The following is a 19553-nucleotide window of genomic DNA, read 5'->3' as shown; positions in this document are numbered from 1 at the left end:
GTCCGCTGGGTGCGGCCCGCCGCGTACCGCTGGCCGCGAGGCGGAGCCATTGCCGCGGGCGCTGCGATCGGCGTCGTCACGGCCGCGACAGCAGCAGCGTGGGCAGGCGCCGCGCCGGCACCAGGCATGTGCTGGTACTACACCGATCCGTCCCGCACCCAGGGCTTCTGGGACTACTGCCAGTAGCTGACGATACGAGGCAGCATCATGAAGCCGGCGGAGGTCACAACGCAGGCGGATGCGCGCCAGACCGACGACTTGGTCTGGATTGAAGGCGGCGCCTTTCGGATGGGGTCGAACGATCACTATCCGGAAGAGGCGCCGGTTCACCGCGCTTCTGTCGACGGTTTCTGGATCGATCGCACGCCGGTGACGAACCGCCAGTTCAAGCAATTCGTCAAGGCAACCGGCTACGTCACCACGGCGGAGATTCCGCCCGATCCCAAAGACTATCCCGGCGCGCTGCCGCACATGATCTATGCCGGCTCGCTGGTGTTCTCACCGCCGCGCCGCGTCACCGATCTGCGCAACTGGAGTCAGTGGTGGACCTTCATGAAGGGCGCCGATTGGCGGCATCCTTACGGGCCGAAGAGCAACATCAACGTTTCAGACAACCATCCGGTCGTGCACGTCTCCTTTGCCGACGCGATGGCCTATGCGCAATGGGCCGGCAAGGATCTGCCGACGGAAGCCGAGTGGGAGTTCGCCGCGCGCGGCGGGCTCGACGGCGAGGAATTCGCCTGGGGCGATGCGCTGACGCCCGACGGCAAGCACATGGCCAACATTTGGCAAGGCAATTTTCCGATCGAGAATCTGAGCCAGGACGGCTTTGAGCGGACCTCGCCGGTGACCGCGTTCCCGCCGAACGGCTACGGCGTGCACGACTTGATCGGCAATGTCTGGGAATGGACCACCGACTGGTGGTCCACGAAGCACGAGGCCGACGCGCCGAAGGCGTGCTGTGTTCCGCACAATCCGCGCGGCGGACCGGAGGTTGCGAGCCTTGATCCATGTCAACCCAACATCCGCATTCCGCGGAAAGTCTTGAAGGGCGGCTCGCATCTCTGCGCGCCGAACTACTGCCGCCGGTACCGCCCAGCCGCACGCCACGCCGAACCGGTCGATACCTCGACGAGCCATGTCGGCTTCCGCTGCGTGGTGCGCTCAACCGTTCCACCCGTGAAGCCTTGAAGGAGAAGTTCAATCCACCCAGGGAGCGTAAGAATGAGTAATGAAGTGCATAAGGCCGACAACGGCCAGGTCATCGATCGCCGCAATCTTCTGCTCGGGACCTCCACCCTCGTTGCTGCCGCAACCCTGACCTCGGAAGTATTGGCGCAAGCGCAGAAGGCCGCGCCGGCAGCCGCTCCCACCGCAGCACAGTCCGCCGCAGCCTCCGGCAGAAAGCCGAACATCCTCGTCATTTTCGGTGATGACATCGGCGTTCCGCAGATCAGCGCCTACACGATGGGCATGATGGGCTATCGCACGCCCAACATCGACCGGATCGCCAACGAGGGCGCGATCTTCACCGATGCTTACGGCCAGAACAGCTGCACGGCCGGGCGCGCCTCGTTCATTCTAGGACAGGAGCCGTTCCGAACCGGCCTCCTTACCATCGGCATGCCGGGCGACCCCCACGGCATACAGGACTGGATGCCGACCATCGCCGACGTACTCAAGACGCAAGGCTACGCCACCGGGCAGTTTGGCAAGAACCACCTCGGCGACCGCGACGAGCACCTGCCGACCAAGCATGGCTTCGACGAGTTCTTCGGCAATCTCTATCACCTCAATGCGGAGGAGGAGCCGGAAGGCTATTTTTATCCGAAGGACCCGGCATTCCGAAGGCAATACGGCCCGCGCGGCGTCATCAAGGCAACCGCGGACGGCAAGATCGAGGATACTGGTCCGCTCAATGTCGCCCGCATGCCGACGGTGGACGAGGAGTTTCTCGGCGCCGCCAAGGACTTCATCGGCCGTCAGGCGAGAGCCAATCGGCCGTTCTTCGTCTGGTTCAACTCGACGCGGATGCACGTCTTTACCCATCTGAAGAAGGAATCGCTTGGCAAGACCGGCAAGGGCATTCACGCCGACGGCATGGTCGAGCATGACGGCATGGTCGGGGAGCTGCTCAAGCAGCTCGATGATCTCGGCATCGCCGACAACACGATCGTGCTATACACCACCGACAACGGCGCCGAGATTGCGCTGTGGCCGGACGGCGCGATGACAATGTTCCACGGTGAGAAGGGCACCACATGGGAAGGTGGCTTCCGTATCCCGATGATGGTGCGCTGGCCCGGCGTGATCAAGCCCGGCACGCAAATCAATGAACCCATAGCTCTGATCGACTGGATGCCGACGCTCGCGGCAGCAGCCGGTATTCCCGATCTCAAGGAGAAGATGAAGACCGGCTTCCAGGCCGGCAACAAGACCTTCAAGGTCCATCTCGATGGCTACGACTTCCTGCCGTTCTTCAAAGGCGACTCCAAGACGCCGCCGCGCGACACAATCTACTATTTCGACCAAGGTGGCAACTTGAATGCCATCCGCTGGAACGACTGGAAGCTCAGCTTCGCAACGTCGAAAGGCAATATCGCAACAGGCACGCGCGAGACGTCGGCGTGGGCGCTGATCGCAAATTTGCGCATGGATCCTTACGAACGCGGGCTTGAAGAGGGTGGCGGCGCTATCGAGTTCCTGGCGCGCAACATCTGGCTGCTCGTGCCGGTGCAAAACAAGATCAAGGAGTTCTTCAGCGACTTCGATCAATACCCGTCTCAGGCAGGCAACTCGCTCAATGCCGGCGGCATCAATTACGCGATGCTGCGGCAGCAAGACGCCTTGAAGCGGCTCAAGGACTTGGAGGGCATGAGGCCGCGGTAACCGGCGGCAGTCTCAAGCCGGAGGTATCGAACCATGAACGATCCGGGAGCCAGCCCGCGGCAAACCGTGACAGCGCAGCCGGGTACAACGCACTCGGCTGCGCGCGAGGCGGTGCTGGAATTGAAGAAGCGGATCGGCGCGTCGGTGCTCGGTCAGGACCACCTGATCGAGAGCATGCTGATCGGCCTTCTCGCTAACGGCAACATGCTGATCGAAAGTTTGCCGGGCCTTGCCAAGACGCGCGCGGTGAAAACGCTGGCAAAGAATCTGGCGGCAGACCTTTCGCGCGTGCAGTTCACGCCAGACCTGTTGCCGTCAGATGTCACCGGCGCGGAAATCTACCTGCAGACCGACAAGGGCGGCCAGTTCCAGTTCCAGAAGGGGCCGATCTTCGCCAACCTCGTGTTGGCCGACGAGATCAACCGCGCGCCGGCCAAGGTGCAGTCCGCGTTGCTCGAAGCCATGGAAGAGCGGCAAGTCACCGTCGCCGGCAAGACCTACAAGATGCCCGGCCTGTTCATGGTGCTGGCGACGGAAAACCCGATCGAGCAGGAAGGGACCTATCCGTTGCCGGAAGCGCAGCTCGATCGCTTCCTGATGCATGTCGTCATCACCTATCCCGATGAGGCAGTCGAAGGCGAGATCATCAAGCTCAATCGCGCGGAGAATGCACAAGCTCCAAAGGAGCGTGCCGCGGAGCCCGCGCCGGTGCCGCAGCAGGCGATCTTCGATGCGCGCGCCGAGATTGACGACATCTTCGTTGCCGACCTCGCGCAGAAATACATGGTTGACCTGATCTACGCGACCAGGTTTCCCGGCCGCTATGGCGATCCCCTGGGCGAATGGATCCAGGTCGGGGCCAGCCCGCGCGGCAGCCTTGCGCTCGACCGCTGCGCCCGGGTGCGCGCCTGGCTCGATGGCGAGACGTTCGTCACGCCCGATCACGTGCGCGCCGTGATGCACGACTGCCTGCGTCACCGCCTGATCATGACCTACGAGGCGCTGTCGCAGGGCGTCAGCGCCGATCAGGCGATCGACAAGATCGCCGAACTGGTCACTGCGACTTGAGGGTGCCATGACCGACGCCGCGGGAAAAATGCCAGGCGTCTACATCGATCTCGACGACCTGCTTGCATTCGAGCATCGCGGCCGCAGAGTGTCGTTCCTGCCGCGGCAACCCGTGCATAGCCTCTTGTCGGGCCGCTTTGCCTCACGCATGCGCGGACGCGGGCTGAACTTCGAGGAGATCAGGGATTACCGGCCGGGCGACGATGTGCGCTCGATCGACTGGAAGGTGACGGCACGGCTGCAAAAGCCGCATGTGCGCGTCTTCAACGAGGAGCGCGACCGCCAGTCGCTACTGGTCGTCGACCAGCGGCTGTCGATGTTCTTTGGCAGCCGGCTTGCGATGAAATCCGTCACCGCCGCGCAGGCCGCCGCCATCGCCGCATGGCGCATCCTCGGCGTCGGCGACCGTGTCGGCGCCATCGTGTTCGACGACCGCAGCCTGGCCGAATTCCGTCCGCGGCGCAGCCGTTCGACCGTGTTGCAGATTCTCACCGCGATGGTGTCGAAGAATCGCACGCTCGGCGTTGGACGCGGTATCGTGAGCGCGCCATCCATGCTCAACGAGGCGCTGAAGCAGGCACAGCGCCGCGCGCTGCATGATGCAGCCGTGATCATCATCAGCGATTTCGACGGCGCCGACGACGAGACGCGATCGATGATCGGCGCCATGACCCGTCATAACGACGTGGTGGCGCTGCTGGTGCACGATCCCCAGCAGAGCGATTTGCCGGCCTCGGCCAGCATGACCGTTACCGACGGCGAGTTGCAGATCCAGCTCGAGGTTGGCCGCGAGAGCGTCCGCAAGCGCCTGTCGGAGGCAACGCAGGAGCGGTTGAAAGGCGTGCTGGCATGGACGCAGGAGTTCGGCGTGCCCGTGCTGCCGCTGAGCGCCGCCGAGGATACCGCGCAGCAACTGCGACGCCTGCTTGGTGCCTTGCCAGCGCGTGGCCGCAGCGGCCGTGGCGCCGGTCCCGGCCAGATGGAGGCAGGCCTTGGCTGAGATGCAACCCGCACAAGCCGATCCGGTGGCTGGCCTGATCGACATTCCACTGCCGCCACAGGTCAGCCTGTGGCCGCAGACCTGGACGTCACGGATTGCGATCGTGCTGCTGCTGGCGGCAGCGGTCGCCGCGCTCTGGCACCTCATTCATTCGTGGCGCGTCAACCGGTATCGCCGCGAGGCGCTGTCCGAGCTGGCAGGAATTGGGCGCCGGCTCGATGCCGGCGAAGCCGGCGGCGAGCGGCTCGCTGAGCTCTCGATGTTGGTGCGGCGCACGGCGCTGGCGGCATTTCCGCGCGAGGCAGTCGCGCCGCTGGCAGGGCCGGCGTGGCTTGGTTTTCTCGACCGCAGCTATGGCGGGCAGGGGTTTTCCGAAGGGGCGGGGCGGCTGCTTGCGAGCGCGCCGTACCAGCGCACGCCGCCGGACAAGGATCAGCTTGGCGCACTCGCCACCCTCGTTCGCCAATGGATCAGGGGGCATCATGCTTGAGTTCGCCTGGCCATGGATGTTTGCACTGCTGCCGCTGCCCTTGCTGGTGTGGTGGCTGATGCCGTCGTACCGAGCGCGGCAGGCCTCGGTGCAGATTCCGTTCTTCGAGCGGATGGCCGCGGCGACGGGGCAGACTCCGCAGCGCGGGGCGGTCGTCCTGCAGCGGCGTGCGACACAGATGATCGTGGCCGCACTGATCTGGATACTTGTTGTGGCCGCGTTGGCCCGACCCCAATGGGTCGGCGACGCCGTGACCCGCGAAGTATCCGCGCGTGACCTCATCCTTGCCGTCGACATTTCCGGCTCGATGGACCAGCGCGATTTCCGCACGGCGGATGGCCAGATGCTGACGCGGCTCGACGGCGTCAAGCGCGTCATCAAGGATTTCATCGCGCGCCGCCGCGGCGACCGCATCGCGTTGATCCTGTTCGGCACCAAGGCGTATGTGCAGGTACCCTTTACGCAGGACCTGCAAACAGCTGCGCAATTGCTGGAGCAGATCCAGGTCGGCATGGCGGGGCAGCAGACCGCGATCGGCGACACCATCGGACTTGCGATCAAGACGCTGGAGAAGAGCACCGCGCAGCAGAAGGTGCTGATCCTGCTCTCCGACGGCAACGACACGGCAAGCCGGGTGCCGCCAGAGCATGCCGCTGATATCGCGCAGCAGAACGGCCTGGTGATCTACACCATTGCCGTGGGCGACCCAGGGGCATCGGGTGAGAACCGCGTCGATCTCGCGACGCTGCAGGGCGTCGCCAGCACCACGAAAGGAAAATTCTTCCGCGCCGAGGACGGCGCGCAACTGCAGGCGATTTACGCCGAGATCGACGCGCTCGCGCCGGTGAAGCTGCAGACGCTGTCGTGGCGTCCGAAGCTGCCGCTATTCCAGTGGCCGCTTGGCGCAGCGGTTCTCCTTGGCCTGCTGCTGTGGCTCGGTCTGCTTGCGGCCAGCGAACATGGACGGAGGCCACCCGCCCATGCCTGACGCCGCGACCATCCCGTTCCATCTGCTGCGGCCGCTGTGGCTGATTGCGCTGGTGCCGGTCGTTGCCGTCGTGCTCCTGGTGCGCTGGCGCGAGAGCGTCACGGCGCGCTGGGGCGGCGTCATCGCGCCGCACCTTTTGAAGAACCTGATCGTTACGCCGGGCCGCACATGGAGCATCAGCCCGATCTATCTCGTCGCGATCGCCATGACGCTCGGCATCGTCGCGCTGTCGGGCCCCACCTGGCGGCGCGAGCTGCCGCCTTTTGTCGAGGACAAGGCGCCGCTGATGATTGCGCTGGCCGTATCGTCCTCGATGGGCCGGACCGACGTGGCGCCGTCGCGTCTCGAACGCGCCAAGCAGAAGATCAGGGACCTGCTTGCCGTGCGTGCCGGGGCCCGCGCCGGCCTGATCGCCTATGCCGGGTCGGCGCATCTGGTGATGCCGCTGACCGAAGATCGCGGCGTGATCGAGCCGTTCCTGGCGGCGCTCGCGCCTGGACTGATGCCCTCTGACGGCAAGAACGCGGTCGGCGCGATTGCGCTTGCAACGCAATCGCTTGTGACTGAGCCGGTTGCCGGCACGATCCTTGTGGTAGCCGACGATCTCGGCAACGCGGATGGCGCAGCGTTACGGCAGGCCGCCGGGCGGAACAGTCTTGCGATGCTCGGCGTGAGCCCGCCGCAGGATGGTGGCAGCTCGCCACTCGATGCGGTGCGGGTGACCGTAGATAACGCCGACATCCGCGCACTGGAGCGCCGCATCGAGACCCGTTTCCAGTCAGCGCAGGGCGATGCCTTCGGTACGCAGTGGCGCGACGAAGGTGTCTGGCTGTTGCTGCCGGTCGCGCTGCTCAGCCTGCTCTGGTTCCGGCGCGGGACGACGGTGGCCTGGGTCCTTGCGCTGTCCATGCTGCAGGCGTGGCCTGCGCAGGCGCAGGATGCGCGGCGCTTTGCCGATTGGTGGCTGACGCCGGACCAGCAGGGACGACTTGCCTTCGATCGCGGCGACTATGCGACCGCGGCGAAGCGCTTTGCCGATCCGATGTGGCGCGGCATGGCGGCGTATCGCGCGCTCGACTTTCTCACCGCCGCGCAGGAGTTTTCCCACGTTGACAGCGTCGAGGGACGATTTGCGCTCGGCAATGCGCAGGCACAGAACCACGCCTATGAAAAGGCCATCGCGGCCTATGACGAGGTGCTGAAGGCGCAGCCCGATCATGCCGCGGCAAAGACCAACCGGGCCATCGTTGTCGCGGCGCTGAAGGCGAAGGAGGAGAAGCGCCGCAAGCAGGAGGACCAGGATGCGCCACCGCCGGACCTGAAGGCCGACGAGATGAAGGTCGATCCCGACCAGAAGGGCGGCCAGAAGATACAGGTCAAGCCGGACGACCTCACCACGGCTGGCGCCGCGGAAGCGTGGATGCGGGAGGTGCAGACCTCGCCTGCGGACTTCCTGAAACTGAAGTTTGCGATACAGGCGGCATCGGGCCCGGCAGCAACGGGAGCGCCGCGATGAGATATTTGCGCATCGCCATTGCCTTGCTGTTGCTGCCACCAGCGGCCCCGGGGGCCTTTGCACAGCAGGCAACTGCACCCGAGCCGATCCTTAACGTCAGCGTCGATCCGGCACGCGTGGTGGTCGGCCAGAAGGTGCTGCTTCAGGTCGAGGTGATGGCGCCGAATTACATGACCTCGCCACCGGAACTGCCGGGCTTCCAGGTTCGCAACGCCGTGACGCGGCAATTGCAGAACGTCAACACCAATGATGAACGTAACGGCGTCAGCTATGCCGGCGTGCGCTTCGCGTTCGCGATCTATCCGCAGGAGCCCGGCTCCTATGCGATAGCGGACCAGAAGCTCACGGTGCGGTACGCCGCCGAGCCGCCGGCCACGCGCGAAACCGCGCTTACCGTGCCCCGGATCGCCTTCGAAGCCTTCATTCCCGATGCGGCGTCCGCGCTTCGGCCATTCGTCGCCGCGAGCAGACTGAGCGTAGAGCAGACGGTGCAACGCTCGTCGGAACAGCTCAGGTCGGGCGACGCCGTGACGCGGACGGTGACGATCAAGGCCGAGGGGCTGCCTGCCATGCTGCTACCCCCACAGTACTTTACGGCGATCGACGGGATGGCGCTCTATCCGGCGCAGCCGTCGTTGCAGGATCATGTGGACGGACGGACCGACTCGATGACATCCACGCGGATCGATTCCGCGACCTACATGCTGCAGCAGCCGGGCAGCTACGTCCTTCCCGCTATCGATATCGCCTGGTGGAATACGGACAGCGGCAAGGTCGAGCGCATCCATCTCGACGAGGTGCCGCTCATGGTCGCCGTTAATCCTGCCGAACCGGCAGCGGGCGGCGCGACCGGCCAGGGCAGGCGCTGGAGCGTGAGTGCGTTCGTCGATCTCGTTGCCGAACACTGGCTGGTTGCCTTGCTCGCCCTGATCGTGCTTGCGGCCATCGCCTGGTTCGCGCCTCGCGTCTCGCGCGCCGTTGCGACGGATTGGCGGCGGCGTCGCGCGGCGTATCTGCAATCCGAGGAATTTTCCTTCCAGCAGTTGCGCCAAGCTGCCCGCGGCGGCGATGCGAAGTCGATGTATTTCGCGCTGCTCGACTGGCTGGGGCGGTTCGAGCCAGCCGCGCCTGATCATACGATCCATTCTCTGAAAGCAGCGGCAAGGGATGCCGAGCTCGACTCCGAACTCGGATTGATCGAGCAGGAATTGTTCGCGCCCCGGCAAAGTCCCGACCATTGGTCGCCCCGCCGGCTGCTGCGGCGGGTCAAATTGGCGCGGCGCAACCTTCGTCGGCAGGCCATCGCTGTCAGTGCGAGGCGACAGTTACCATCCGAAATCAATCCGGGAGGCGGCGTCGCGTTGCCAGGCCGGGTCCGGCGGCTGCCGGCGAGATGAAAGGAGCGCAGCAGGTAGAATCACGGGCCATCAACGAACTGTTGGCATGACGCCTTCTCAGCCAAATGAACCCATTTTGTTCAAGATTAAGGAGTCGAGGATGACAATCCGAAGAACTCTAGCTGCGGCGCTACTCGCGACATGTCTTTCACCGCTCGCGCAATCACCGGTCCTTGCCCAGCAACCAAGCGCGGCCAGGCCAAACATTCTGGTGATCTTTGGCGACGATGTCGGCCAGTCCAACATCAGCGCCTATACCCGCGGACTGGTCGGCTACAAGACGCCGAACATCGACCGCATCGCCAATGAAGGCATGATTTTCACCGACTATTACGCGGAGAACAGCTGTACGGCCGGCCGCTCGACCTTCATCACGGGCCAGGTTTGCCTGCGTACCGGGCTTTGCAAGGTCGGCATTCCCGGCGCTCCGGTCGGTCTGCAGGATCGCGACATTACGATCGCGCAGGCGCTCAAGCCGCTCGGCTACGCGACCGGGCAGTTCGGCAAAAACCACCTCGGCGATCGCGATGAATTCCTGCCGACCAGGCACGGCTTCGACGAGTTCTTCGGCAATCTCTACCATCTGAACGCGGAGGAAGAGCCGGAGCGTCCGTACTATCCGAAGAATGACGCGGCATTCGTCAAGAGCAACTCGCCGCGTGGCGTGCTGAAGGCATCAGCGGACGGCAAGATCGAGGACACCGGCCCGCTCAACAGGAAGCGGATGGAGACGGTGGACGACGAGACAACCGCTGCCGCCGTCGACTTCATCCAGCGGCAGGTGAGGGCCAACAGGCCGTTCTTCACCTGGATGAATACGACGCGCATGCACGCGTTCACCCATGTGCGCGAGTCGATGAAGGGCCAGAGCGGCATGCCCGGCAACGAATATGCCGACGGCATGGTCGAACACGACGGCGATGTCGGCAAGCTCCTGAAGGCGATCGACGATCTCGGCATCGCCAATAACACCATCGTCATCTACACGACCGACAATGGTCCGAACCAGTGGTCGTGGCCGGACGCGGCGACGACGCCGTTCCGCAGCGAGAAGGATACCAATTGGGAAGGCGCATTCCGCGTGCCGGCGATGATCCGCTGGCCCGGCCGCATCAAGGCGGGCGAGGTGTCAAACGAGATCGTCTCCGGCCTTGACTGGTTCCCGACGATTCTGGCCGCAGCGGGCGATGTCGACATCAAGGATAAGCTCGCAAAGGGCGCCAATATGGACGGCAAGACCTTCAAGGTACATCTCGATGGCTACAATCAGTTGCCGTACCTGACCGGCCAGCAGCCGAAGTCCGCGCGCGACGCGTTCTACTATTTCAACGACGACGGTGAAATGGTTGCTTATCGCTACAACAACTTCAAGATCGTGTTCTGCGAGCAGCGCAGGCCTGGCGGTTTTGAAGTATGGTCCAATCCTTTCACCTGCCTGCGCGCGCCAAAGGTCTTCAACTTGCGGATGGACCCGTTCGAGCGCGCCGACATCGTGTCGGACCAGTATTACGACTGGATGGCACAGAACGGCTATCTCATTCAATACGGCGTGTGGCGCGTAGCTCCGTTCCTGCAGACCTTCAAGGAATATCCGCCGAGCCAGCGCTCGGCGAGCTTCAGCATCGACCAGATGGTTGAGGCACTGATGAAGAATCTCGACAAGACAGCTTCGAAGTGAGGCGTGAAGGGACGTTGGCGGCAGCGCCGGCGTCCCCGATCGGCACGAACATATCGAGGGAAGCAATGAGGTAACTGAACACAACCGCGGAGGAGAGCAACATGTCAGAGACCCTGATCAACCTCATCATCCAGCTCATTGCCGGTGCGCTTGGCGGGAATGCCGCGGGCGCCTCCATGAAGAATCTCGATCTCGGCACGCTTGGCAACACCATTGCCGGTGCGCTCGGCGGCGCTGGCGGCGGAACGCTGCTGACGGCACTGTTGCCGATGCTGCAGGCGGCGGAAGCCGGCGGCATTGATATTGGCGTGCTGGCCGGACAGGCCGTCGGTGGCGGTGTCGCCGGCGCGATCGTCACGGCGATCGTGGGTGCCATCAAGAACGGTATGGCCGGCGCGAGGTGACGTCGAACTGAATCGGACCTCGCCGGACCGCACGTAGCAACATGAAGCGGGACTGGAAGGAGGTCTTTTCAACGGAGGCGAAACGATGAGCGGCTACGACATCTTCGCTTGGATCGTGCTGATCATCCTCATTGCGGTCGTCATCGGGGTGTTCTGCCTGATGGGCGCGTTGCCCGGCCACATCGCGCGGTCGCGCGGACATCCCTGGGCGGATGCCGTGAGGGTTGCGGGGTGGATCACGCTGATCTTCGGCTTCGCGCTGTGGCCGGTGGCGCTGATCTGGGCCTATGTCGACGTGCCCGCGCCGCACGTGTCGGGGAGGCCGCAGCCATGATGGTTGCGATTATGGCCGTCTATCTGGCGCTCCTGTTCACGATGGTGTGGATCGGCGCCATCCGCTTCAACACCTTCTGGAAGGTGTCACCGCTGATCGTGTTGCTGTTGCTCAATCTCGGCCTGTTCATCCCGATGAGTTGGGGTGCGCCGCAGGGGCCGGCGCTGGTGTACCGAAACTCGGTGTCGATTGTGCCTGACGTTGCCGGCGAGGTGGAGGAGGTGCCGGTCACCGCGAACGCGCCGCTCAAGGCTGGCGATGTCCTGTTCAGGATCGATCCCACGCCCTACGACGCGCAGGTGAAGACGCTCGAGGCGCAACTGAAGCTTTCTGCCACGCGCCTGTCGCAGATGACGCAGCTTTATGAGCGCGACGCTGGCCGCGGTTTCGACGTCGAGCAGCGGCAATCCGAAGTGGACCAGCTCACGGGCCAGCTCCAGGCCGCGCAATGGAATCTCGACAAGACCGTGGTCCGCGCGCCGGCCGACGGCTACGTCACCAACCTCGCGCTGCGCAAGGGCGCGCGGGTGGCGAACCTGCCGCTGTCGCCGGTGATGGCGTTCATCGACACGTCCGATACCCGTGTCGTCGTCGAGATCAACCAGATCGACGCGCGCTACATCGCGCCGGGGCAGGAGGTCGAGATCGCATTCAAGTTCGTTCCCGGACAAATATTCGGCGGCCGGGTCGAGAGCATCCTGCAGGCGGTGGCGACTGGGCAGGCGCAAGTTTCAGGCACGGCCGTGGCGCCGAAGGCGATCGCCACCGTGCCTTTCATCGTGCGCGTCAAGCTCGATGACGATGGCTTCGCTCAAAAACTGCCGGCCGGCGCCACCGGCACGGCTGCGATCTACACCGAACACGTCAAGGTCAGCCACATCATCCGCCGCGTGCTGCTGCGGCAGGTGGCGATCCTCGACTACGTCAATCCGTTTTGAGGGAGGGAGACGATCATGAACAAGAAGCCGCTCCTTGCGTGGCTGGTGCTATTGTTGCTGGCACTACCCGCGCACGCGCAAAACCCTTCCACCGACACTATCACCCGCCGCATGATCGAAGGCCGCGCGTTGGAGGCGGCGATCTGGGGCATGTCGGCGGTCAACACCGACCTGATGCGCCAGGAAATGCTGACCAAGACGCCGGGCAAGGTGAACCAGTTCATCTATTGGGGCAGGCCACTCGACTGGAAGAACCAGACCCTCACCCCCAATCCCGACACGCTCTATTTCATGGCGTTCTACGATACGAAGGTTGCCGGCCCAATGGTTTTCGAAGTGCCACCCGGCGATGAGAAGGGCTCGCTGAATGGCAACATTGTCACGGTCTGGCAGACTTCCTTGGAGGACGTGGGGCTGCTTGGTGTCGATCATGGGGCAGGCGGCAAGTTCGTCATCCTCCCGCCAGGCCACAAGGATGCGATCCCGGATGGCTACAGCATTCTCCGCTCGGACACCTACAGCGGCTATGCGCTTGTCCGCTCCAACCTCAAGAGCCACGGCGATGCGGACGTGGCGGCAGCGATCGCCTATGCGAAGCGCGTAAAGTTCTATCCGTTATCCGCCGCGGCGAGCCCGCCCGAGACAGTGTTCACCGACGTCAAGGACGTGAACTTCGACTCGACTATCCGCTACGACGCCAGCTTCTATCGATCGCTGGACCGTGTGGTGCAAAGCGAGCCGTGGATCGAGCGCGACCGCGCCATGATCGACCAGCTTCGCAGCATCGGTATCGAGAAGGGAAAGCCGTTCGATCCCGATGCGAAGACGCAGGCGGTCCTCACAGCCGCGATCGGCGATGCCAAGGCGTTGCTGGAGCAGCGTTATGACGCCGGTTTTCCGGTCTTCTATCCCGGCACGCATTGGACCATGCCGGCGCTATCCGAGGCCATCGAGGGGCAAGGTACAACCTATGCCAATCCCGACAAATACGCGGTCGANCGCGCGGGGCGTGGCCTACACTTACGCCTACGTTGCCATCAAGCGGCTGGGTNGCGGGGCAGTTTTATCTGATCACGATCCGTGACAAGGACGGCCAGGCTTACGACGGCGGCAAGACCTATCGCCTGCGGGTGCCGCCGGATGTTCCGGTCGCCCAGTATTGGTCGGTCACAGCCTATGACCGCGAGACCCACGCCCTGATCAAGAACATGCCGCGCGCGAGCCGCGCCTCCAATGCCTCCGACCTGCAAAAGAATGCCGACGGTTCGGTCGATATCTATTTCGGACCCACCGCGCCCGCGGGCAAGGAGACGAACTGGGTGCCCACCGATCCGGCGCGGAAGTTCGAACTGATGGCCCGTTTCTACGCACCGAGGAAGGAGTTCTTTGAGAAGAAGTGGACGCTGCCGGATGTCGAGAAGATCGACGTCACCGTTGGAAGCGGAGCAAGGCAATGAAGGCGGTTATCCCCTGCGTTTTCCTGGCGGCGACTATTGGCATCGCGTATGCGCAAGGCGGAAATCCTGTTCCTGTCTCGCCCGACAATTTCAACCGGGCCGAAAGCGACATGTACTTCGCGAGTTCGGCCAAGGAGGCCGGCGGAACGGGAAGCCTTCTGCATCGGCGCGAGGTCGTGCCTGTCGAGAAGCAACCGGTGGTGCGGGCGAACCGCGACACGCTCTATTCTTCGGGCGTGTTCGATCTCGACGCCGGCCCGGTCACCATTACGTTGCCTGAAGCAGGAAAACGCTTCATGTCGCTGCAGGCGTTCAACCAGGACCACTACGTGGTGGGTAACGTCCGATATGGTGCAGGCAACTACCGGTTCGACAAGGGGGATGTGGGTACCCGCTACATGCTTGTCGGCATTCGCACATTGGTCGACCCCAATGATGCTAATGATGTCAAACAGGCCCATACGTTACAGGATGCGATCAAGATCGATCAGCAAGGCGCTGGCAAGCTCGAACTGCCCAGTTGGGATCCCGTCAGTCAGAAGAAGGTGCGGGATGCGTTGCTGGTCCTCAACACGACCTTGACCGATACGCACCGGATGTTCGGTGCAATTGATCAGGTCGATCCGGTCAGACATTTGATCGGGACGGCCATGGGCTGGGGTGGCAACCCCGAGAAGGATGCGTTCTATTTGCCGACAACGCCGGCCAGGAATGACGGCACCACCGTGTACAAGCTCACCGCAAAGGATGTGCCGGTCGAGGGCTTCTGGTCGATCACCGTCTACAATGCCGACGGCTACCTGCAGGCCAATCCGTATAACGCTTACTCGCTGAACAATATCACTGCGCGCAAGGATGCTGCCGGTGCCGTTACTGTTCAGTTCGGCGGCTGTGACGGGAACAATCCGAACTGCCTGCCTATCACCGCTGGCTGGAACTATCTCGTGCGGCTCTACCGGCCGAGTCCTGACATCCTGAACGGCAAGTGGAAATTCCCGGAACCGCAGGCGGTGAACTGAAATGCACGATGCAATGCATAAGAGTGACGCGGTCCCCACACTCAGGCGCAATTGCGAGTGACTTGGTCGCTCGCGCGGACGGCGGCCTAGGATTGCAGATCATGGTGCCCTGCAAATCGGAGTCGATACAACGAACGATTTGAGACCCGGCCGGATAGGGCAGGGCAACAACAAGAAGGGGATCGTCATGGGACAGATGAGAACGCGCCATGCGTTCGGCGCCGCCGTCGCGCTCACCTGGCTGGCGTGCCCGCAGACGGCCTGGGCCGATGCTGGCGGACTCAGCTTCTGGCTCCCTGGCATATTCGGCAGTCTCGCTGCTGCGCCGGCGGTGCCGGGATGGTCGACCGCCACGATCTATCTGCACCTGCAGAGTTCGGCCGGTGGAGAGAAGGATTTCATCAGGGGTGGCAACGTCGTTGCCGGCCTCAATGCGAGGGCGGATGTCGTCGTGCAGGGATTCACTTACACCTTTGCGACGCCCCTCCTGGGAGCCCAGGCCGCGGTCAGCATTCTCGGCGCGCCTGGAAATGTCGATGTCGGTATCGACGCGACACTTACGGGCCCACGGGGCAACACGATCTCGGGAAGCCGGAGCGACAATCGCTGGACGTTTGCCGACGTATTCTATCAAGGCACGCTGAAATGGAATCAGGGCGTCCACAACGAGATGGTCTATGTCACGGGAAACATTCCGAGTGGCACGTATGACGTCAACCGTCTCGCCAACTTGAGCTTCGGGTTCGTCGCGGTCGATGCCGGCGCCGGCTATACCTATCTGAATCCCAAGACCGGGAACGAGTTTTCTATCGTAGGAGGACTGACTTACAGCTTCGAGAATACGGCCCTGCAATATCAGAACGGCATCGACTTCCATGTTGATTGGGCCGCGTCGCATTTCCTGAGCAAGAACATGCTCGTCGGCCTCGGCGGCTATTACTTCCAGCAACTCACGGGCGACAGCGGACCGGGGGCGAGGCTCGGCGACTTCAAGGGAGGGGTACTCGGCATTGGGCCGCAAGTCGGATTCATCTTTCCGCTCAATGAGGGCTATCAAGGCTACCTCAACCTGCGGGGGTTCAGGGATTTTGCCGCGGAAAACCGGCCCGAAGGCTGGACGGCCTGGCTCACCTTCGCGGTGTCGCCGGCACCGCCGGAGCACGCCGCGTCAAAGCCGATCACCCGCAAGTACTAGGAGACAAAGGCAACGACCGACCCGATCAAGGACACGCCTCCCACGGGCCCGATGCGGCTGCGCATCGGCTTTCGAACCTCGATCATCACGGTGTTCATCGCCGTCGTGCTGTTCGTTGGCCTCACGCTGGTCTATCTCAGCTTCGAGCGCGTCTCGCAGATCACGCGCACGGCGGCGGCCGGTTTCATCGACAAGGTCGCCCAGCTCGGCGCCGACCGCATCGACAGCCAGTTCAGGAACGTTCGCGACGGCCTCGTCATCCTCAGCGGGCTGCCGTCGATCCAGGAAGCAGATATCGATGACAACACGAGACTCTATGGCCTGATGGCCTCGATGCTGCGCAACAACCGGCAGCTCTTCAATCTTTACGTCGGATATGAAGACGGCTCGTTTCTCGAAATGGATATGATCGATCGCGCCAAGCCCGGCTTCCGCGCGAGCCTCAATATTCCCGAGGATGCGCTGTATCGCGTGGTCGTCATCACGAAGACCGGCGCCTCGGCTGCGTCAAACACGCTGTACCTGTCCGAAAATCTCATCCAGGTCGGCGAGGCGCCGGGTCCCGCCGGCTACGATCCGCGGCAGCGGCCATGGTATGCCGACGCTTTCAAGAACCAGAAAACGCTGCTGACCGGCCCGTACGTTTTCTTTTCCACGGGACAGCCGGGCTACACGCTGCGCATTCCGCTGAAGGAAGGCCGCCGTGGCGTCGTTGCCGGCGATATCCTGCTCGACCAATCGGAAGCCATGCTGAACCAGCAACGACTCGGAGAATCCGGCACGGCATTCCTGTTCAACGATGACGACCGCATCGTCGCGCATCCCAGGATGAGCGAACTGATGAGCGACCACGAACACGGCGATGAACTGCCCGGCATCGGGTCGGTCAAGCTGGCAGGCCTCATGTCTGCGATCCAGTCCTGGCGCAGCCAGGGAGAGGCCCAGCAGTTCTTCGAGGACAAGGCGGGACGGACCTATGTCGTCGCCTTCCATCGCATCGAGACCGCCGGCGAGGCCAATATCCGCCTTGCCGTGATCGCGCCGCTCGACGAGTTCTTCGCGCAGATCATCGCGGAACGGCGCACGCTGTTCGCGCTGGCGCTGGCCTTTGTCGGGGCGACGCTGCCGTTTGTGTTCTGGCTCGGTTCGCTGATGGCGCGATCGTTACGAAAGCTGGCCCGGGAAACCGACGAAATTCGGCGGTTCCAGATGGCGGACCATCCGCGCATTCACTCGGTCGTCGCCGAAATCGAGGATCTCGGCCGCTCGGTGTTCACGATGCGCACGGTGGTGCGCAATTTTTCAAGCTTCGTTCCAAAGCAGATCGTCCGGCAACTCATCGAAACCGGGACGTCCCTGGAGCTCGGCGGGTCACGTCGCGAGGTCACGGTGCTGTTCACCGATGTCGCGGACTTTACCGCCAAGACCGAAAAAGCCGACCCTTCGCAGGTCATGATCTACACCTCGCGCTACTTTGCTGCGCTCTCCGAAGAAATCATGAAAAGCGAAGGCACGGTCGACAAGTTTATCGGCGATGCCGTGATGGCATTCTGGAATGCGCCGGCCGACGATCCCGATCACGCAGTTCATGCCTGCCGGGCCGTACTTGCGTGTTTGAACCGAAACGACGAACTCAACCGGGCGTTCGAGCGTGAGGGTTGGCCGTCCTATATCACACGGTTCGGACTTCATACCGGAGACGCGGTGGTCGGGAATATCGGCTCGGCCGACCGCATGAATTACACCGCGCTCGGCGCCACCATCAATCTCGCGTCGCGCCTGGAGGGTCTCAACAAGGCTTACGGCACGCGCGTGCTGGTCAGCTCGGCGGTGCGCGAGCGAACCGGGGGCGTCTTCCTGTTCCGCAGCGTCGACCGCATCAGGCCGAAGGGATTTGCCGAGCCTGTCACGATCAGCGAATTGCGCGGCGAGCGCGAGACGGCCGGCGCATCCGAACGAAACTTCTGTCGCCGCTGGGAGGAGATCTACGCCTTGATCGAGCGCGGCGACCGCAAGGAGGTCACCATCAAGCTGCGCGCCTTTCTCATCGACTATCCCGGCGACGGTGTCGCGCAGTATCACGCCGGGCAGTTTCGCGTTGCGGTCAAACGGGAGAGTGCGCGTGAGTGATCCTGGCGGCAAGCGATTCCAAAGCGTGAACCGGCGGCAGTTGATGGCGATCGCAGCCGGTACCGTGACCGGCACAGCGATCGGATCGCCGCGGATCGCGCAGGCGCGAACGAAGATCCGGCTCGGCTATCTGCACGTCGTCGCCGTGGATGGTCAGATCTGGACCGGCCTCGAGCGCGGCAGCTTCGCGAAGCACGGCATCGAGTTCGACCTGCTCGAATGCAACACCGGGCCGGAAGTGTTTGAGGCGATGGCCGCCGGCAAGCTCGACGTGCTCTCGGCCGGCGGCGTGATCTCCAACTATCTGGCACTCGGGCAGGGCCGTGCCTTCCTGATCAACGACATCGAGGTCGCCACCGCGCAGCTCTGGGTGAGACCGGACAAGGGCGTGCGGACATTTGCCGATCTCAAGGGCAAGCCGATCGCCACCACGGCCAAGACGACGGCGCATATCTTCCTCGATCGCGCGCTCCGCGCCAACAATCTCGCCCTTGCCGACATCGAGTTGCGCAACAGCAGCATGTCGGCGGCGGTCGCCTCGTTTGTCTCGGGCGAGGTCCCGGCCGTGGCACTATGGGTGCCGTTCAACATCGCGGTGCGCGAGAAGCTGCCGGGCTCGGTCAAGCTGGTCGACGCCTCGGCCTTCTATCCGCAATCGGCGGTAGTCGGCGGCTGGGTAGCGCGCCCGGACTATTACGCAGGCAACAAGGAGGTGCTGGCCAGCATCGTCAAGGGCTGGGCTGAGGCCAATGATTACATCGTCCGCAATCAGGCTGCCGCGGCCGAGGCGCTGCAGAAGAATCACTACCCCCACGCCACGCCTGCCGACATCACCGAGGCGTTCAAGGCGCAAAAGATGTTTTCGGCGCGGGAATGGAAGCGGCTCTATTCCGACGGCACGGTCACCAAATGGCTGCAGCAGGTCAGCGACTTCTTCATGACCGATGCGGGCGTGGCCAATCCCAAGCGCGCCACCGATTATTTCGACACCAGCATCTATCTTTCGACGATCTGACGATCTTGCGTCGCTCNGCGCCTTCGACGCGCTTC

General features: G+C 63.3%; 18 protein-coding genes and 1 pseudogene. All 19 read left to right on the top strand.

Annotation, left to right across the window (positions count from 1 at the left end; genetic code table 11):
• Window positions 1–186 (top strand): hypothetical protein (locus CQ14_RS45350; protein WP_082650066.1); only part of this gene is annotated, 186 nt, incomplete at its 5' end.
• A gap of 21 nt (window positions 187–207) precedes the next feature.
• Window positions 208–1191, top strand: coding sequence for a formylglycine-generating enzyme family protein (locus tag CQ14_RS28545; RefSeq protein WP_057861152.1), 984 nt, complete (start codon window positions 208–210; stop codon window positions 1189–1191).
• A 33-nt stretch (window positions 1192–1224) separates the two neighbouring features.
• Window positions 1225–2889, top strand: a complete 1665-nt coding sequence (locus CQ14_RS28540; RefSeq protein ID WP_057861151.1) for an arylsulfatase — start codon at window positions 1225–1227, stop codon at window positions 2887–2889.
• Window positions 2890–2922: 33 nt separating this feature from the next.
• Complete coding sequence (locus CQ14_RS28535) at window positions 2923–3957, top strand: AAA family ATPase (protein ID WP_082650065.1); 1035 nt, start codon at window positions 2923–2925, stop codon at window positions 3955–3957.
• A 7-nt stretch (window positions 3958–3964) separates the two neighbouring features.
• Window positions 3965–4957 (top strand): DUF58 domain-containing protein, encoded by a 993-nt coding sequence (locus CQ14_RS28530; RefSeq protein WP_057861150.1) that lies wholly within the window; start codon window positions 3965–3967, stop codon window positions 4955–4957.
• A gap of 1 nt (window position 4958) precedes the next feature.
• A complete protein-coding gene (locus CQ14_RS28525) occupies window positions 4959–5447 on the top strand; it encodes a DUF4381 domain-containing protein (RefSeq protein ID WP_057861149.1) in 489 nt (162 codons plus the stop codon).
• Window positions 5440–6435: a VWA domain-containing protein gene (locus CQ14_RS28520; protein WP_057861148.1), complete on the top strand. Its 996-nt coding sequence runs from the start codon at window positions 5440–5442 to the stop codon at window positions 6433–6435. Before CQ14_RS28525 ends, CQ14_RS28520 begins: the two co-directional genes overlap by 8 nt.
• Complete coding sequence (locus CQ14_RS28515) at window positions 6428–7951, top strand: VWA domain-containing protein (RefSeq protein WP_057861147.1); 1524 nt, start codon at window positions 6428–6430, stop codon at window positions 7949–7951. The genes CQ14_RS28520 and CQ14_RS28515 overlap by 8 nt, the downstream gene beginning before the upstream one ends.
• Window positions 7948–9348, top strand: coding sequence for a BatD family protein (locus CQ14_RS28510; RefSeq protein WP_057861146.1), 1401 nt, complete (start codon window positions 7948–7950; stop codon window positions 9346–9348). Before CQ14_RS28515 ends, CQ14_RS28510 begins: the two co-directional genes overlap by 4 nt.
• A 100-nt stretch (window positions 9349–9448) precedes the next feature.
• Window positions 9449–11026, top strand: a complete 1578-nt coding sequence (locus CQ14_RS28505; protein WP_057861145.1) for an arylsulfatase — start codon at window positions 9449–9451, stop codon at window positions 11024–11026.
• 101 nt (window positions 11027–11127) lie between these two features.
• Window positions 11128–11430 (top strand): hypothetical protein, encoded by a 303-nt coding sequence (locus CQ14_RS28500; RefSeq protein ID WP_057861144.1) that lies wholly within the window; start codon window positions 11128–11130, stop codon window positions 11428–11430.
• Window positions 11431–11515: 85 nt separating this feature from the next.
• Entirely contained in the window at window positions 11516–11764 is a 249-nt protein-coding gene (locus CQ14_RS28495) for a DUF3302 domain-containing protein (protein ID WP_057861143.1), read from the top strand.
• Window positions 11761–12702, top strand: coding sequence for an HlyD family secretion protein (locus tag CQ14_RS28490; protein WP_057861142.1), 942 nt, complete (start codon window positions 11761–11763; stop codon window positions 12700–12702). Before CQ14_RS28495 ends, CQ14_RS28490 begins: the two co-directional genes overlap by 4 nt.
• Before the next feature lie 15 nt (window positions 12703–12717).
• Window positions 12718–13700, top strand: a pseudogene (locus tag CQ14_RS46880) (DUF1254 domain-containing protein); the annotation flags it as partial.
• 54 nt (window positions 13701–13754) lie between these two features.
• Window positions 13755–14159, top strand: a 405-nt coding sequence (locus CQ14_RS46875) for a DUF1214 domain-containing protein (protein ID WP_245320572.1), incomplete at its 5' end; no start/stop codon positions are given.
• Window positions 14156–15178, top strand: a complete 1023-nt coding sequence (locus tag CQ14_RS28480) for a DUF1254 domain-containing protein (RefSeq protein WP_057861141.1) — start codon at window positions 14156–14158, stop codon at window positions 15176–15178. The genes CQ14_RS46875 and CQ14_RS28480, both read left to right, overlap by 4 nt.
• Before the next feature lie 187 nt (window positions 15179–15365).
• Window positions 15366–16373 carry a SphA family protein gene (locus CQ14_RS28475; RefSeq protein ID WP_430650221.1) on the top strand — a complete coding sequence of 336 codons (1008 nt, stop codon included), beginning with the start codon at window positions 15366–15368 and terminating at the stop codon, window positions 16371–16373.
• 51 nt (window positions 16374–16424) lie between these two features.
• Window positions 16425–18503 carry an adenylate/guanylate cyclase domain-containing protein gene (locus CQ14_RS28470; RefSeq protein WP_057861140.1) on the top strand — a complete coding sequence of 693 codons (2079 nt, stop codon included), beginning with the start codon at window positions 16425–16427 and terminating at the stop codon, window positions 18501–18503.
• A 25-nt stretch (window positions 18504–18528) separates the two neighbouring features.
• Entirely contained in the window at window positions 18529–19518 is a 990-nt protein-coding gene (locus tag CQ14_RS28465; protein WP_082650068.1) for an ABC transporter substrate-binding protein, read from the top strand.
• Window positions 19519–19553: the final 35 nt, after the last annotated feature.

Source organism: Bradyrhizobium lablabi, from assembly GCF_001440475.1.
Taxonomy (GTDB): domain Bacteria; phylum Pseudomonadota; class Alphaproteobacteria; order Rhizobiales; family Xanthobacteraceae; genus Bradyrhizobium; species Bradyrhizobium lablabi.
Note: the sequence above shows the minus strand (reverse complement) of the source record. Positions and strands in the feature narration are given on the sequence as shown.

Excerpts from the sequence above, each read along its gene's own strand:
- CQ14_RS28545 (WP_057861152.1), top strand. The coding sequence starts at position 208 with ATGAAGCCGGCGGAGGTCACAACGCAGGCGGATGCGCGCCAGACCGAC.
- CQ14_RS28540 (WP_057861151.1), top strand. The coding sequence starts at position 1,225 with ATGAGTAATGAAGTGCATAAGGCCGACAACGGCCAGGTCATCGATCGC.
- CQ14_RS28535 (WP_082650065.1), top strand. The coding sequence starts at position 2,923 with ATGAACGATCCGGGAGCCAGCCCGCGGCAAACCGTGACAGCGCAGCCG.
- CQ14_RS28530 (WP_057861150.1), top strand. The coding sequence starts at position 3,965 with ATGACCGACGCCGCGGGAAAAATGCCAGGCGTCTACATCGATCTCGAC.
- CQ14_RS28525 (WP_057861149.1), top strand. The coding sequence starts at position 4,959 with ATGCAACCCGCACAAGCCGATCCGGTGGCTGGCCTGATCGACATTCCA.
- CQ14_RS28520 (WP_057861148.1), top strand. The coding sequence starts at position 5,440 with ATGCTTGAGTTCGCCTGGCCATGGATGTTTGCACTGCTGCCGCTGCCC.
- CQ14_RS28515 (WP_057861147.1), top strand. The coding sequence starts at position 6,428 with ATGCCTGACGCCGCGACCATCCCGTTCCATCTGCTGCGGCCGCTGTGG.
- CQ14_RS28510 (WP_057861146.1), top strand. The coding sequence starts at position 7,948 with ATGAGATATTTGCGCATCGCCATTGCCTTGCTGTTGCTGCCACCAGCG.
- CQ14_RS28505 (WP_057861145.1), top strand. The coding sequence starts at position 9,449 with ATGACAATCCGAAGAACTCTAGCTGCGGCGCTACTCGCGACATGTCTT.
- CQ14_RS28500 (WP_057861144.1), top strand. The coding sequence starts at position 11,128 with ATGTCAGAGACCCTGATCAACCTCATCATCCAGCTCATTGCCGGTGCG.
- CQ14_RS28495 (WP_057861143.1), top strand. The coding sequence starts at position 11,516 with ATGAGCGGCTACGACATCTTCGCTTGGATCGTGCTGATCATCCTCATT.
- CQ14_RS28490 (WP_057861142.1), top strand. The coding sequence starts at position 11,761 with ATGATGGTTGCGATTATGGCCGTCTATCTGGCGCTCCTGTTCACGATG.
- CQ14_RS28480 (WP_057861141.1), top strand. The coding sequence starts at position 14,156 with ATGAAGGCGGTTATCCCCTGCGTTTTCCTGGCGGCGACTATTGGCATC.
- CQ14_RS28475 (WP_430650221.1), top strand. The coding sequence starts at position 15,366 with ATGGGACAGATGAGAACGCGCCATGCGTTCGGCGCCGCCGTCGCGCTC.
- CQ14_RS28470 (WP_057861140.1), top strand. The coding sequence starts at position 16,425 with ATGCGGCTGCGCATCGGCTTTCGAACCTCGATCATCACGGTGTTCATC.